This is a genomic window from Micromonospora sp. NPDC048905, from assembly GCF_040649655.1.
Lineage (GTDB): Bacteria > Actinomycetota > Actinomycetes > Mycobacteriales > Micromonosporaceae > Micromonospora.
Genome location: NZ_JBEZFV010000008.1, coordinates 304,319 through 320,995, shown reverse-complemented (window position 1 = coordinate 320,995; position 16,677 = coordinate 304,319). Strand labels below are relative to the sequence as shown.

Below are 16,677 nucleotides of genomic sequence, written 5' to 3'. Positions count from 1 at the left end.
GTTCCTCGTCGTATCGGTCACGGCAGCGGGTCCAGGTAGACGACGCTGGCCCTGAGCAGGGGGTGGACGGTGTAGAGGAACGAGGTGAGCAGCCGTTCCGGGTCGACCAGTTCCGGTTCGGTACCGCCGGCCTCCCGTTCCTCGTCGGCGAGCGCCTGGCACATCGTCCACAGGCTCTCCCCGGACGGGCACCGCTCCCACAGGTCGTAGACCGTGCGGGTGACGCTCACCACCGGGCGCTCGAAGAAGCCGATCGACCAGAGCCAGGGTTGCTCGGCGCTGTTGCCCAACCCGAGCATGCGGGCGCCGACCCGGTGCCGGCGAGCGAACTCCACCGCCTCGCCGGGGGCGACCTCGACGACCAGCCCTTCGGCCAGCAGCCCGTGCAGCAACGACGCACTGTCGACGCCCGGCAGTTGGCTCGCCGCCGCTTCGGATACCGCCGGCACCGTCCAGGGCTGCTCGGCCGGTCGGTCGTCGGTGCCGTGCGCCAGCGCCCACAGGGTGAAGCGCTGGTCGTCCAGCTCCCACACCTCGTCGCCGAGGCGGACCCGGTGATAACGCTCGGCCGAGCCGGCCACCGGGTGGAAGGTGCCGAAGAACTGCCCGACCGGCAGCAGGATTGCCTGCGCGGTTTGCGTCGTCGTCATCGCTGTTGATCCTCGTGCTGGGAGTGGCCGGGCTCACCGGGCCAGATCATTTGCACTGGCGGCAGGTCGGGCAGCTCGATCGGGGTCAGCTTGCCCAGGAAATAGCCGATCGAGCGGGCAATCGGTACGAGGTGCCGTTCACGCGCCGCAGCACCCGCGGGACCCATCGGCCCGCCCAGGGCGGTGTCCGGCAGGAAGTAGATACCCTCCCGTTCCTCGTCGCGCTCCCGCAGCGTGAGCACCAGGAGACCGCCGGAGAGGTTCGCGATGACCAGCAGGTCCGGCGAGAGCCAGGGATCCCGGTGTACACGCTGCGCGTGCACCAGGTCGAACGGGGGGTACTGCGGGTGGACGCCGAGCAGGGGGCGTTCCGGGATGAGCGCGAACGGCAGGCCGGGAACGTGGTGCTCGACCTCGGGCTGCGCCCCGTTGTTCTGCCCCAGCCACCTCCGGTAGTTCGCGGGCAGCTGAGCGCCAAGCTCGGCCTCGACCGCCAGCAACTGCGCCTCGTCCAGTTGGCCGTAGGGCCGCAGCTTCACCCCCTTCCAGACGTGGCCGGTTGGTGGCGTCATCACCTCGTTGTCGTCGACCCGTCGGACGATCACCCGCCATTCGTCCGCGTTCTTCATGTCGACGTCCGCGAAGCGCCAGGTCTCGTCACCCACCGGGAAGGTCTCGCCCAGGGTGACCTCGTAGTCGTCTCCGTCCCCGTCGCGCCAGGGCATGACGTTGATCTCCGCCCGGACCGGGGGGCCCTCGTCGATCCATCGAACGCCGAGCCGGGCTGGCCCGACGTTCGACGGCGCGTTGTTGCGGATGGACACCACGTCCGTGTAGGAGCGCAACGGCTCTCCTCCCAGCTCTCTGTTCGGCACGGTCACCCGTCCAGCATGTCGTGCAACGTCGCCTCGTCGGGCAGCGCGAAGCCGAGCACCTCGCGCGCGATCCGCTCGGCCTCCGCCCGGCCGACCGGCAGTGAGCCCCCCGCACCGGGCGGCGCCCCGCCCACCGTCCAGTGGGCCGAGCGCTGCCCCTGCTCGGACGGCTCGACGACCCCCAGGCCACCCACCGTACCGTCGACCGCGAGCAGGGCGTAGTACACGATGGCGAACCTCGGCTCCTCCAGATGGGTCCGTCCGAGGGTGTGCCGGCGGGGGACGTGTTCCGGTGAAGCCGGCGACGTCGGCGAATACGGCGGTGCCGGCGGAAGGTGCGGCGGAAGCGGCGGTGGAGGTGGAAGTGAAGGTGCCGGCGGAAGGTGCGGCGGAAGCGGCGGTGGAGGTGGAAGTGAAGGTGCCGGCGGAAGGTGCGGCGGAAGCGGCGGTGGAGGTGGAAGTGGAGGTGCCACGGTAGCTCCGGAAGTCGCAACTGGTGGGGCCGGCTGCGGCTCCAGGTAGGCGTATTCCTGGTCCATCAGATCGAGGAACTCCCGCACCGTCATCGGCGTCGGGTGCCTCGTGTTCCACGGGTTGCGCAGCTGCACCTGACCGTTGCTGACCGCCACCATCTCGTAGGCGTGTCCGGCATAGAGCTTGTGCGGAAGTTGCCTCCGGATCGATGCCGGGTAGTCCTTCTCCGCGAGCGTTCCGGTGATCACCGGGCTACCGGCGGCCAGTAGTGCGGCCAGCTGGGCCTCGACGGCGGCCTCCCGCCCGGGTGTGACGTCGAACATCGCGGCACGACTCGGCACTCCGGTGAGCTGGGTGAGAAGCTCTGCCTGCATCCGCGGGCGACTGCCGACGTTCAGCCGGGCATAGCCGGTCGGCGCCGCCATGTGCGGATCCGGTCGCTCTTGCCACGAAAGCCAGTCGCGCTGCCACTGCACGTGCCGCTCGGCGCTCCACGTCCGGTCCACGGCGGCGAGCGCCTTCTCCAGCAGCGACGCCCAGGAGCTGCCGTTCGCGGACTGATCGGCGTAGGCGGTCACACCGTCGTAGCCGGGATCGAGCGGCACGTCCGGCTGCACGGTGATCCGCAGTCGCCGCCCCGTCGGGTTGATCGCGTTACCGAGCAGGGTGCTCTCGTGCAGCAGCACGTCGACGGTGCCGTCCGGGTTGGGCCGGAAGAGGTTGGCGATCACGTCGGGCCGGTAACCGGCGACGGCGGCAGCGCTGGCCAGCATCCCGCAGTCCCCGAGCGCACCCTGCTGCACCTGCTCGCGGCGAGGCGGTCCGTCGAAGAGCGGCGCCGGTTGCCCGGTCCGCGCGTCGCGCGCCTGGCCGTACTCGGGGAGGACCTGGTCCTTGTCCGGGGTCGGCAGCGTGACCCGGTCGGCGACCACCGCGGTCTCGTGGGCCGTGACCGTCGCTTCGACCTCCACGTCCAGCGGCGGCGCGCCGGGCACCAACGAGTGCAACGCCCGGGCAAGTACGTCCGGCACCAGGGCCAGCACCCGGGCAGTCGTGAGGTAGTGGAAGTCGTGCGTGTTCAGCGCCGCCACGGCGGCGGGGTTCGCGCCGTACTCGGCTCGGTACGCGACCCGGGTGCGAACCCGATCCTCGGCCAGCAGCGACTGCCGCCCCACCTCCGTACCCAGGTCGAAGGCCGCCGTCGACTCCGCCAGTTTCATCTCCGGTGCGCCGTCGAGCACGTACGGGCGCAGGTCGAACCGGCCGGTCAGGTCGACGTACACGCCCTCGGCGGCGATCCGGTCGGCGAGCTGCGGATCCGCCTGCCGGATCAGGTCCAGCTGGGCCGGCGGCAGGCCGATGATCTGCCCGGCGCAGGCCGGCATCCGCGGCAGGCTCGACTGCGCCTGCTCGCCCTGGATCGCCAGCTCGCGCAGCCGGGCATCCACCACGGCGGTCGCAGGCACCGTGAAGTCCGGCGCCAGCCGGGACCGGTAGTCGATCGCGCGGAAGCGCTCGACGAGGCTCGACGGAGCACCGCGGAGCACTCCGGCGATCGAGTCCGGGCTCACCAGCGGCACGCTCAACTGCATCAGGTGGATGGCCACGTCGCCGGGGAGGACGCCCCAGCGGGCATGCGAGTCCGGGGTGCCCAGGCGCAGCCCGAGGTGCTCGGCCAGGGCGTCGATCTCGGTCCGGAGGGTGAGCCGGGCCGCCGGATCCGCGCCGGCGTACGACGCGGCAAGGATCCGCAGCTCGGCCAGCCGACCCTGGTCCTGGGCGGTCAGGCCGGCGGGGTCGATCGGCCCGTCGCGGTGGTCCACGTCCAGCTGACCGACCAGTGCCTGGCCGGTGTCGTGCAGCGCCACCAGCTCCGCCACCTCGTGCGCCAGCGCGCGGGTGACCGCGGCGTCAGTCGCCCGGTCCGACACGGTGAGTGTGAACGAGCCGTCGAGGTGCCGCACCGTCTGGGCCACCGCGCCGTCGGCGAGCGGGCCGGCCGCCACCCGCACCGACAGCGGGTCCAGGCCGCTCACCCGCACCTCGAAACGATCCGCGGTGACCGCGACGATCTGGTGGGCCCGTACGGCCGCCGTCACCGTGGGCAGCGCGGCCCGGGCCGCGTCCACCACCGCGATGGCGTCGGCCGCCGGCCGACCCAGCCCGTTGAACGACGAGCCCGGCACCGCCGGGGTCGCGGTACGGGCCAGCTCGACGTGCGCGTACCAGGGGCTCATCAGGTCGAGGAAGGCGCGCATCGGCATCGGTGTGGGGTGTTTGCTGTTCCAGGGGTTACGCAGCTGCACCTCACCGTTGGCGACACCAACCACCTCGTAGGCGTGTCCGGCGTACAGGCCGTGTGGAAGCTTCCCGGTCGGGTACGTCGACGCCGATCGGGTGCCGGTGATCACCGGACTGCCGGCGGCCAACAGCTCCGCCAGCCGCGCCTCGGCGACGGCCTCCTGACCGGGCGTGGTGTCCAGCTGGTTGACCGACGTCGGCAGGCCGGTCAGTTGGCTGAGCAGCTCCGCCTGCGCCAACCGCGAGCTGCCGTTGTTGAGTCGCGCATAGCCGAGCGGGGCAGCCTGGGTGTCGTTCACGCCGGGTTGGTTGGTCCACTGCTGCTGCCACTGGTCGTGGCGGTCCTGCGTCCAGGTTCGGTCGACTGCGGCGATTGCCTTCTCCAGCAGCGACGCCCAGGCCACGCCCACCGTCGACTGGTCCGCGTACGCCGTGCGGCCGTTCGGGCCAGGTCGCTGCGGCCCGTCCGGGCCGGGGTGCAGCGGCACGTCCGGCTGGACGGTGATCCGCAGCCGCCGCCCGGTCGGCGTCACCGACGAGCCGGGCAGGCTGGTCTCGTGCAGCAGCACGTCCACCGTGCCGTCGGGATTGACGTGGAACACGTCGGCGAGCGCGGCGGGCACCTGGCCGGCCACCGCGCCGATCACCGCGATCATGCCGCAGTCGCCGAGCATGCCCTGTTGCACGTCCTCGCGCTTGGGCGGCCCGTCGAACAGCGGCGGCGGCTGGCCGGTCCGACTGTCGAGCGCCGGCCCGTACACCACGCCCGGTTTGCCCGCCTCCGCGGCCGGCAGGGTGACCCGGTCGGCGACCACGGCGGTCTCGGCCGGGCCTACGGCGACTGTGGTCTCCGCGGTCGTCGCCTCGGCGATCGGGCTGAACCCGCGCAACACCTGGGTCAGCGCATCCGGCACCAGACCCATCACCCGACCCGAGCCCAGGTAGTGGAAATCGTGGGTGGCGAGCAGCGAGACCGACCGGCCGCCGGTGTGACCGCGCAACGCGGCGCGTGCCCGGACCCGGTCCTCGACCAGCAGCGCCTGCCGGCCATCCGGCGTCCCCAGGTCGAACGCCGGTCGGGCGTCACCCACGTTGATCTCGGGCTGACTGTCCACCGCGTACGGTCTCAGGTCGAACTGACCGGTCAAATCGACGTACACGCCCTGGGCGGCGATCTGGTCGGCGAGTTGCGGATCCACCTGCCGGATCAGGTCCAGTTGGGCCGGCGGCATGGCGATGATCTGTCCTGCGTACGCGGGCATCCGGGGCAGGCTGGTCTGGGCCTGCTCACCCTGCACCGCCAGCTCGCGCAGCCGCGCGTCGAGCTCGCTGGTCGCCGGCACCTGGAAGTCCGGGGCAAGCCGGGCCCGGTAGTCGATCATCCGGAACCGCTCGACGTCGGTGAGCGTCGGGCTGCCCTTCAGCACCGCGGCGACCGCTTCGGGTGTCACCGACGGCACGCTCAGTCGCATCAGGTGCGCCAACGCGTCAGACGGTAGGGCAGCCCATCGCGCGCGTGCGGCCGGATCACCCACGCGCAGGCCGAGATGGTCGACGAGGGCGTCGATCTCGGCCCGCACGGCGAGGCGGGTGGCCTGGTCGCCGGTCTCGTACTCGGCGGCGAGCTGGCGGATCTCGGCCATCCGACCCCGGTCGTGCGCGGTGAGCCCGGCCGGGTCGATCAGCCCTTCGACGTTGCCCGGGTCGAGCGGCCCGACCAGGGCCTGCCCGGCCTCGTGCAGGGCCACCAGTTCCGCGACCTCGTGCGCGAGCGCCCGGGCGACCACTCCATCCACGGCCCGGTCCGAGACGGTCACCGTGAACGAGCCGTCCGGGTTGCGCGTCGACTGGGCCACCACTCCGTCGGTCAGTGAGCCGACGGTCAGTTGCACCCGCAGCGGATTCAGACCGGCCGCGCGCACCTCGAAGGTGTCCGGCCCGACCGCGGTGACCTCGTTCACCCCGGCGAACGTGGCTACCTGCGGCATCGCGGCGCGGGCAGTGTCCAGCACCGCCGCCGGGTCGGCAGTCGGGCGCCCCAGACCGTGGAAGCCCGAGTTCGGTACGGCCGCAGCAGTGATCCGCCCCGAGTCGGTGCCGGGGTCGCCGTTGCCGGCGGGGTCCGTGGGGTTATCCGGGTTGCCGCCGCTCTCCGGGTTGGTCGCGGCCGGGTCGGTCCGACCATTGTCGGCGGTGCCCAGGAGGCGGGACAGCAGGCCGTTGCGGCGGTGGGTCTCCGCCAGCCGCTCGGCCAACCGGTCGGTGGCCACCTCGGCGGCGGCCAGCCGGCCCTCGACCCGGTCGGCCGCCTGTTCCAGCTCTGCGACCGGCTCGTTCAGCCGATCAATGACCTGGTCGACCCGATTCGCGGCATCCCGGGCATCGCTACGCCCGTCGAACCGGGTACGCACATCGTCGGCGGCGAGGCCCTGCCGCTTGGCGTGCCACTTCGCCAACCCGATCACCGGCGCGGCGGCTACCGCGGCGATGGGGATCACCGGTGCCAGCGGACTGGCCACCGCGAATGCGATCGCGGTCGCCGCACCAGCGGTCGCGGCGGTGGTCAGCACGCTCGACACGAGGTAGGTCCGCAGTCGGGGAATGCCCGCGGGACGAGCGTCCTCGGCGGATCGCCGCTCGCCCCGGAGCGTCCGGAGCTGCCGCGCCCGGCCCGAGCGGTCGCCACCGAACTCGGCAACCACCTGCTGGGCCTCGGGGGGTAGTTGCGCGACCCGGTCCGGCGCCCCGAGCATGCCCTCCCGCAGACCCAGCCGGTCGATCACCGCGTGCAGCTCGCGCAACGCCGGCTTCAGAGAAACCCGATCAGCGGTACGCACGTGGTGCGCGGCCGTCTGCACCTCCCAGGCGTCCGCCCTGCTCAGCGGGTCCGGACCGGCCCCTTCCTGGTTCTGGTCTGGGGCGGTGGCCGCCGAATCCGGGGCTCCGGTGGCGGCTGCCGGGTCGGCCCCCGCCGTGGGGTCGGTCGAACCGGGCGTGGTGGTGCCGATGCCGGTCTCCGGAGATGTGGTGCCGGGGGCGGTGGTTCGCCCCTGCGCCAGCCGCTCCAGGGTCGCGTTCATCTCGTCGAGGTGCCGCGACGCCGCGTCGAGCTGACCAGCGGCGTCGGTCAGGGTCGTCGTTGACGGGCCGGCGAGTCCTGCCACCCGTGCGGTCGGGTCCATCGCCGGGTTGGGGTTGGCCAGGTCCCAGGTCCGTCGAGCGTCCTTGAACCGGGCCTCGACACGCTTGAGCAGCAGGTCGCGGAGCGGCCCGAGGAGACCGCCGGCCAGCATGTTGCCCGGTCCGGCCCCGGCGGCCACCTGAAGTGCCTGGGCCACCCCGACTGTCGTACCGGCCTGAATCAGTGGTCCGGGTGTCTGCTCGACCGCGTACACACCGAGGTTCGGCACGTTGCTCGGCCGTGCGGTGCTGTCCGTCGCCTGTGCCGGCGTGCGGGTGAGCCGCTGCGTCGCCCGGTCGGTCAGGCTCGGACGACCATGCCGCTCGACCACCGGCCGCAGCTCCGCCGGCACCAGCTCACGGCGCTGGTCCACGCCCGGCGTACCCTCGCGCAGGCCGAGCTGGTCGACCAGGACCCGCAGTTGCCGGGCCACCGACGGGCGGGCCAGCGGGCCTGCGGCCTCGTGCCGTGCGGCGAGCTCGGCGAGCCGTTGCAGGGCTGGCGTGCGTGGATCGGCCGACGGAGCCGCGCTCGGACCGGTCGATGTCGCCGGGTCGGTGGACGAACGCGGCGCAGGGATGGTGGCGTTCGGCGGGGCCAGCCCGGCCCAGGCCGGATTGCCGAAGAGCAGGTTGCGGAACGAGTCGGCGACGCCGTTGCGTCGCTGCGACTCGGCGAGCCGGCGTTCCACGTCGGCGAGGCGCTGCGCCAGGTCGGCCGTGCGCTGCACGGCGGCGGCGGCGCGAGCGTCCACCGCGCCGATCGGGTCGACGAGCGCCTCGGTCGCCTGCGACAGCAGCGCCTCCGCCGGCAGCGCCGGATGTTCTGCGTCCCAGGTGTCCCGGGCGTCCTTGGCGGCGGCCTCCTTGCGGGCGACCACCGGGTCGACCGCCACGCCGGTCGCCGCTGCAGCGAGCGCGCCCACGATGCCGGACCAGCCGAGTTGCAGCTGGCCGAGGATGTCACCGACCCCCACGATGGTGGCGGCCGTCAACAGGTTCGGGGCGTTCTCCGTCACCGACATCCACCACGGCGCGACCTTGCCCGGCCGCTGACCATCGGCCGGGTGGCGGTCGACCACGGCCCGGGCCCGGTCCCGCACCGCCGCCGTCCGCGAGCCACCGAACCGGTCGACGAGCGGCCGCACGTCGGCCGGCACCAGGTCCCGGCGCTGCTGGACACCGGGCGTCCCCTGCCGCAGCCCGAGGCTGTCCAGCAGCGCCCTGACCTCCCGGCCGGCGCCGAGCCGCGCCCATGGCCGCGCCCCGTCGTGCCGGGCGACGAGACTGCGCAACTCGGCAAGTCGGCCCTGCTCGTGCGGGGTCAGCCCGACACGTGACGGACCGCCGTGGCCGGCGGGCGACGTCGTACCGTTGCCGGGGTCTTGGCCGGTGGCCGCCGATGGGTCTGCGCCGACCGCCGGGCGCTGGGGGGGCCGGCCCACCAGCCGGTACCGGCGCTCGCCCTGCTGCAACTGCTCCTGGACGGCCCTGAGCTGCTCACCGAGCCCGGTCACCGCCTCGCCCAGCTCCTGGACCGCCGGGCTCGCGTCCCCGGTCTGGGCCGCGAGCGCCTCCGCGGTGGTGGTGTCCGTCTCCGCGGCGGTACGCGCGTCCTGGCGGGTGTCGTACCGCGCCCGCCGGTCCTCGGCGGCCAGGCCGGACCGCTTCGCCAGCCACTTCGCCGGGCCGGTGGCGACGGCTCCGACGACTGCGCCGGCGCCCAGCATCAGGGCGAGCTCCGGCCGCCCTCCGGCATCCAGGGTGAGCTTCGTCGCCAGCGCGACCAGGATCGAGTTCACGGTGAAATGCGTGGCCAGGTACGTCCTCATCCGCGGCAGGCCGACCGGGCGGCCGTTCGCTTCCGCCAAGGCGGTGCGGCGCTCGGCTCGCACTCTGGAACGCTCGCTCGTCCACGTCGAACGGTGGCTTGTCGCGTCGGCCAGCGCGGCCCGCACGTCGGCCGGCAGGGCGGCCATCTTCTGCTCGGAACCGAGCATCCCGTCACGCAGACCCAACCGGTCCACGATGGCGGCCAACTCCCGCCGCACCGCCGTCCGGGACGACGCGTTGGCGATCTCGACCTGGTGCGCGGCCGTCACCAGCTCGGCCACGTCGGCGGGGCTGAGCGGCGTCACGACCGGTGCGCCGTCCGCCAGTGGCTGACCGAGGGCAGCCAGTTCGGCCACCTCGTGGGCCACCGCACGATCGATCACCGCGTCGGCCGCCCGGTCGGAGACCGTCACCACGGCCGTACCGTCGGTGTCGAACGCGCTGGCCGCGACCGCGCGGTCGGCCACCGGCCCGCTGTCCACCCGGAGGTTGAACTGGCTACCGTCAGCGCGGGTGACCTGGTACGTCCCGTCGGCCAGGGCGGTCACGGCCTGCACACCGGCGTGCGCGGCCACACCGGGTAGCGCGGTCCGCGCCCGGTCCAGGACGGCGTCGGGATCGGCCTGCGCCCGTCCCTCGCCATGGAAGGCCGTGCCGGGCACCGCGCTCGCGGTGATCGGTCCGTCGGTCGCCACGTTGGCGTCGGTGGGCGCGTCGGTGCTGCCCGAGGTCGCCGGTTGCGCGGTGTCGGTGTCGACGGTAGGCGCGGTCGTGTCGGTGTCGGTGTCGCTGTCGCTGTCGCTGTCGCTGTCGACGGTAGGCGCGGTCGTGTCGGTGTCGGCAGCGGTTGGGGTCAGTCCGGCTGGGCCAGTTTCGGCCACACCTGCCGGCCGGTTACCCGACCCTCCCGGCGTGCCGCCGCGTACCGCTTCATCACCAGGGGTGGCGGCAGGCTGGAGTGGGCCGTCACCACTCCCGTCTCGTCGATGATGAAGACCCCCTGGCCCAGATGCCTGCCCTGCGCTCGTTGCTGTGGCGAGAGGGTCTCCTGAGCCGCCCAGCCGAACTCGAACGGGATCACCGCCACCGGGTTGCTGGTCCCCAGTAGGCGGGTTATCAGTTGCCTGGCTTCCTCTTTGGTCATCGCCATCGCTCGGCTCCACCTCCATCGACCATAGGTCGTACGTCCCATCAACGTAGTCTCCGGGCAGCGCCTCCGAGGTGGTGTCGCCGCTCTGCGGATCCCACCAGACCGGCCCGTCCGCACCCTCCGGAAACACGATCAGGAAGGCGTGTTGCGCGGCCCCGAGCACGTTGCCGTCTTCGTCGAGCGCGGGTTCACCGGTGTTCTCGTCGAAGGCGAGCCACTCGACGACCACGACCGCCGCTGCCCCTGGGCCGGCGTCCCGAATCCGCTGGTAGAGCTCTGCGTACCGATCGGCAACTGCTGCAGCGCGTTCAGCGGGAGCCGACGGCATCGCGTCGCTGTCGCCAATCCACTCGCCGCCGATCCAACTCTCCACCCGGCCGAAGCCGTCCAGTTCACCGGTCTCAGTGTCGAGGGAGCCATCTTCGAGCTGGTCCGGCCAGCGCGGAAGGGCTACCTGGGGATCGCCCAGGAAGCTGGCCAGCGCAGCCAACGCGCAATCGATGCAGTTGTTGCTCCGGCCAGGCTGGCCAGGGCCACCGTCGTTGATCAGCTGGCCGTATGGGTGGACGGACGGATCCCTGAGGGTGGCGTACCCGTCGGGAGTCAAGAGGCTGTCGGCGACATCGTCCTGGAATTGGGGATCCTCGAGCTGCGTCAGCTCGTCCGGCCCGAAACGCCTGGTGTCCGGCATCGGCCAGCCCCGCATGTCCGGGTAACCCTCGGCCTGGTCGTCCCCGGACAAATCTTCGACAGTCTGCTCGCCGGCCGTCTCCTCGGCCAAAGCGTCGTCAACGGTCAGGTCCCCTGGCGGCAGATCTCCGTCAATTCCGCTTCCGTCGGCAGCGGGACCGTCGTGAAGTGGGCCGTCTCCCTCTCGGCCGTGGCCCGGTCGACCGCTCTTGTCAGATGGCGTTCCGGGTTCGCGTACAGGATCGCCGTCGCCACGTCCGGCCTGAAGGTCCACGCTTTGGGTGGACGGTCCCAGATCACGGCCTTCGTCGGTCCGCTGCTCCGGAGCAGCGCGATCAGGTTGACCGGCACTTCCGGATTGTCCGGGCGGAACAACAGGTGGTATCGGAAGTTGGGTTCGGCCATCGGTGCTCCCCAGGGAGGCGGGATCGAAGCCGGGCAGGTCGGAGGCATCCAACCCGCGCTCGGCGAGGGCTTCCTGGAATGTACGGCCCTGTGCGGCCAACTCGGCGGTGTACTCCTGCAAGAGGTCCGCCTGGGTCGGCTTGGCAGCCCAGGCCGCGAAGCTCGTGTCCTTCGGCGTACCGAATCGATCCGGTCGACTGTCCGTGCCCCCGGGCATGGACGCTGCCGCACCGTTCGCCTTGTTGATCGCCAGGATGTCGAGGTACGCGTGGACCTGGTCGACGGCAGGTGATGCGGGATCCCGCATCACCTCGTACGGTATGTGGGTCTGATTGCCGATCGCGTAACTGGTCGCGGTCGGGAACTGCAGCTCGAAGGTACGGCCGTTCGGGGACACGAGCGTGCAGTTCAGTCCGAAGAACCGGTTACCGGGATGCCAGAAGTTTTTCAGGTCGGTGACCTGATAGCCGTTGGTCTCCAGGCTGCTGAGCAGTTGGTCGACGGCCGGACCGTACGCCTCGGACTCCGGACCGCGAACCGAGAAACGCACGATGTCATTGACGGTTTGCAGCGCGCTTTCCAGGTCATGACCCATGGGCTCAAGTTCGGTGCGGAACTTGCGGGCGAGCGATTCCGCAGGCTTGACCCGGTTGCCCTCGCCCAGGGTCCGCAGCGCATTCTCGCCGGTCAGTCCGAGTTGCTCGTTCACCTCGGCGGCGACGCCCTGCATGTCGACGAGGATCTGGTTGGCATCCTGCAGGGCAGCAGCGACGGCCTCGACCAACGTCGTCTGGTCGGTGTCGGACAACCCGCTCAGGTACTCGCTGTCTGTCGTTCCCGTCGAGTCCGGCGCGGCCGAGGGGTCGTTGGCGCTGATCTCGGAATTCGGATCCGCCGGTGCGGTGGAGTGCGGCGGCACCGGGTCTGGCTCTGCGGCCGTCGCGTCGGTGCCGGTCCGGTCGATTGCCGGCGTGATCGGGTCACCTTCGGCGTCGAGCGTGATCGACCAGACATTGTCGACGCTGTGGATCGGGTCCGTGTCGGAGACCTCTCCCGTCTGAGCGTCGACCCAGACGATCGTGCCCTGGTGGTTCACCGCGTTCCAGGTGTGCGCTCGGCCGTTGGCGTCCGCGGGTGCGGTGATGATGAGGGCAGCCGAGCCGTGACCGGCCTCCCGCAGAGCAGCGGCGACATCGGCCAGCCCGGCCGGTCCGGTGCCACGGTGGCTGAATGGGGTGCGCAACGCCTGTTCCTGCCGGGCGGTGCTGTTGCTCTCGACGCTCCCCGGGACCGCCACGGCCGCTGCCACCTCGGGCCGGCCGAACCAGGTGGACAGGAAGGAAAGACCAGCATCGGCGCAGTTCCGCGCCCGACCGGAGACCGTTGGGCCGCCGTCGTTGAGCAGGCGTGCCCATATGCCCTTGGTGGGATCGGGATGCACTTCCGGGCGGCCGGTCTCCGGGTCGCGGGGCACGGCATCGTCGAGTGTCTGCTGGTCGGCCGGGTCCGGCGGGACCAGGCCCTGGGGATCCCCGTACGGACGAGCGTCGCTCAGCGGTCGCCCGGTGCCCACCACCCCGGGGACCGATGGCTGGTAGTTCGCTGGCGACCGCTCCGGATCTTCGATCGCCTTGATGTCGAACTGCGGCAGGAAATGCCTACAGGATCGACACGGCGGACGATAGTGGCCCAGGTCGTACTCGACGCCTTCCTCGAGAGCAGACTTGATCTGATGGGTGACGATTCTTGCGCCTTTAAGACCATCTGACGCGTACTGCTCGAAGGTGCCCGGCTCACCGGCCTCCCGCCACTGTTGTTCGAGCCGGTAGAGCTGGTCCGAAACCAGGGCGACCTCGGCGCAGTTGCCGTGGCCAGCGCCTTTTCCGGTGCCCAAGGCCACCTTGGTCCGAGCGAGTGCGGCCTGAGCGAGCGGGTGCACCGCCGGCTGGGTGGCCGGCTTGGTGCTCTTATTGCCCTGCATGCTGGTGTGGGTGGTGATGTCGCCGTTCGGCATCATCAGCGCGCCCGCCATGCCCGGCATCTTGCCCTTGGAGATCGTCTTAGCCTTGACGGCCGTCCGGACTGTCTCGGCCAACGTCCGGGACGCCTCGATGAGCATCCGTTCAGCGTCCGGGCCGTTCGGGTCACCGGGGACGGTGATCGGGTCGAGGTGCCAGCTGTGGGTGCCCTTTCCGGTCGGGCCCTCGGAGCGCTTCAGCGTCGCCGGGTCCACCGTCCCGGTGTTGGCATTTGGCCCGGTCGGAGTACCCGTGGTCGGGTCGGTGGTGCTGGTCGAACCAGGGACGACGATCACCACGCCGTCGCCGGGGGTCCGCTGGGCGGGAACCGGGTCCGTCGTCGCATCGGTGCTGGCGTCCGGGTCGGCCGTCGGGTCCGGCGTGTTCGACGGGTTGGCGTCACCGCTCGTCTCCGGAACAGCCGGAACGGCATCCGGCCGAGTCGAACCGTCCAGCACCGCATCCGGCCGAGTCGACCCATCCGGCGCGGCGGCAACGTCCGTGGGCCCAACCCCGACGACCGGGGTACGCCCGTCGGGCCGTCCCGACGGACTGGTCTCGCTGGTGCCCGGCTGGTTGGTCTCCGCTTGCTGCACCGGTGTGCCCGGCTGGTTCGTCGCGCCCTGAGTGGTGCTGCCGTCCGGCACGGTGTTTGTCGTCGGGGCACTTGTCGAAGGCGTGGTGGCGGGGGTGAGCGAGATGGAGCCGGCCGAGTTCGCCACCGTCGGGTTGACCGTCGGAGTCGGGCGGCCGGTGGCCGGCTGGGTGTTCGTGCCAGTGTTGGTCGCCTGTGTGGTCTGGGGAGCCGTCGTGGTCTGGCTGCTCGTGCCGGTGGCAGGCGCGTTCGTGGCAGGCGCGTTCGTGGCAGGCGCGTTCGTGGCAGGCGCGTTCGTGGTGGCAGCCGGTTGCGCGGTCGTCGGTGCCGGCGACCCGGCTACGGCTGGGTTCGTGGCGGTGCCACCCGTGACCGGTGCCGACGACACGGCGCCCGGTGCAGGTCCGGCGGCCGCAGGGGTGCCCACCGTCGTGCCGGGTACGACCGCGGGTGCCTGGTCGCTGGAGAGCGGGTCATTCGCGGAGTCCGACCTCGTGTTACCCGGCACGGAACTGTCGGGGACCCGCGACGGCGAGCTGTCCACCGTCGAGCCCGACGAGGGTCCACCGGAACTGCTCTCGTTGGTCGTGGACGTGTCGACCTGAGGGCCGCCGGTGGTCGAGGTGTCTGACCCTGCTCTGCCACCACCGGACGTGTCGCCGTTGACGCCACCAGCCGAGTTGCCGGAATCCACGCCGGCGTTCGTGTCCGCCGCGGGAGGGACAGCGGTTTCGGTATCGGGTCCGGTGCCCGGGGCGGCGCTGGCGTCGGAGTCTGTCCCCGCACCGGAACTGACATCGGCTGCCTGGTCGGCAACCGGACCAGCGGCGGGCGCCTCGGCGGCGACCGGGGTGCCGGTGGCCGGCGAACCGGCGGTCGCGGCCGGATCGGTGCCCTGACCCGTGCCCGTGCCCGACGGGTCGGACGTGTCCGCGACCGGCGGAGCGCCGGCATCGACGGTCGGTGGGGCGAGTGAGATCGATCCGGACCCGGTGTTCGGCGCGTTGCTCGGGCCGGCATCGGTGCTGCCGTCGCCCTGGCTGCTGTCGCTCGAACCGCTGCCCGAACCCGAGCCGGACCCACTGCCCGAACCCGAGCCACTCTCCGCACCCGACCCACTGCCCGAACCCGATCCACTGCCCGAGCCCGACCCGCTGCCCGAACCCGAGCCCGAGCCACTCTCCGCACCCGACCCACTGCCCGAACCTGAACCACTGCCCGAACCCGACCCACTCCCGGAACCGCTGCCCGAGCCCGTGCCATTGCCCGTGCCGCCGAGGTTGCCGAGGTCCGCTTCGCCAACGGTCGGGTCTCCGGTGCCCGTGCCGGTCCCGTTGCCGGTTCCGGTGCCGTTGCCCGTCGCGGCGCCGGGGTCGAAGCCGGCGAGTCTGTTGTGCAAATTCGCCAGGCCGGCGCCGGCATTGCTGCCCGCCAAGGTGGCGCCGCCGCGACCGGCACCGCTGCTGAAGCCACCGAGGAACGCGTCGCCCCCGGGCATGCTCCACTGACCGGACATGGTGCCGTTGGCCAGGACGCTGGCGGCTGGTGAGATGACGGCGTTCTGCGCACCGGCCGCGAGCGAGTTACCTCCCCAGCGGACGAGCCCGGCGCCACGGAAGTTCATCGCGGGCGGGCTGAACGAGATCGGCATCCGCGGCGCCACATTGTTGCGGGCGAAGCGGGTGCCGGCGTTCAGGCCGGTGCCGAGGACCGCGCCGAAGGCGCCGCCGACACCCGCGGTGGCGGTGCGGCGGACGTCCCACTCCGTCCGCGTGCCGTTCTTCATCTGGTAGGCCTGAGCGCCGATGTCGATGATGAGTTCCTCACCGACCTCCTCGGCGAGCTCGAGGGCGAACCGTCGCCCGGCGTTGCGCAGCGTCTCGCTGGTGACGCGCCGGGTGATCTGGGTGCCTGCGGTACGCAGGGCCGCTTGCATCCCGGCGCGGGTGAGGAGTTGCCGGCCCATCTGCGCGATCAGCCGCCGGAACGCGATAGTCACGGCATGCCGCCCGGCGGCGAGGATGCCCGGGATCGCTCCGGCCGAGACCCCACCCAACCAGGCCATCAGCAGAGCCACGAAGACCGCGATCACGGTGATGATGACGGCGATGAGGACTGTGAGTTTGGCGTACTCGATCTCCATGGCCGCGTTGTCGCAACCGCTGGCGAAGGCGGACGCGGCCTCCTGCATCAGCGGCAGGCCGGAGCCCGGATCGACGCCGATCTGGTTCCAGAGCTGCCCGAAGGCGCCGCCGGCGCCGCCACCCCAGTTCTGGAGGATCTTCATGGCGGCCGGGTCCGCGTCGGCAAGGGCGTCGCCTATCGCCTTGGCCAGGCCCTCCCACGCGTCGGCGAGGTCGCGCATGCGGTCCTCGTCACCGGTCGGCCATGCCTCACCGGCACTGGCCCAGCAGACGGCGTCCCAGACCCACGTGTATTCGCCGAGCATGCCCCTGGGATTTGGTACCGCCACCCGCTCTGCCCCTCTGTCCTCACCAGACCGCTC

General features: G+C 71.8%; 3 protein-coding genes. All 3 read right to left on the bottom strand.

Annotated elements, in window-relative coordinates:
* Nucleotides 1-17: 17 nt before the first annotated feature.
* The 3 genes from AB0C01_RS22745 to AB0C01_RS22735 are packed head-to-tail and all read right to left on the bottom strand — an operon-like array spanning nt 18 to nt 16,644.
* Nucleotides 18-650, bottom strand: a complete 633-nt coding sequence (locus tag AB0C01_RS22745; RefSeq protein ID WP_357572059.1) for a hypothetical protein — start codon at nt 648-650, stop codon at nt 18-20.
* Nucleotides 647-1,531 carry a DUF6406 domain-containing protein gene (locus AB0C01_RS22740; RefSeq protein ID WP_357572058.1) on the bottom strand — a complete coding sequence of 295 codons (885 nt, stop codon included), beginning with the start codon at nt 1,529-1,531 and terminating at the stop codon, nt 647-649. Before AB0C01_RS22740 ends, AB0C01_RS22745 begins: the two co-directional genes overlap by 4 nt.
* Complete coding sequence (locus tag AB0C01_RS22735) at nt 1,528-16,644, bottom strand: toxin glutamine deamidase domain-containing protein (protein ID WP_357572057.1); 15,117 nt, start codon at nt 16,642-16,644, stop codon at nt 1,528-1,530. Before AB0C01_RS22735 ends, AB0C01_RS22740 begins: the two co-directional genes overlap by 4 nt.
* Between the last annotated feature and the right edge of the window lie 33 nt (nt 16,645-16,677).

Coding starts and splice junctions, on each gene's coding strand:
- AB0C01_RS22745 (WP_357572059.1), bottom strand. CDS start 650: ATGACGACGACGCAAACCGCGCAGGCAATCCTGCTGCCGGTCGGGCAG.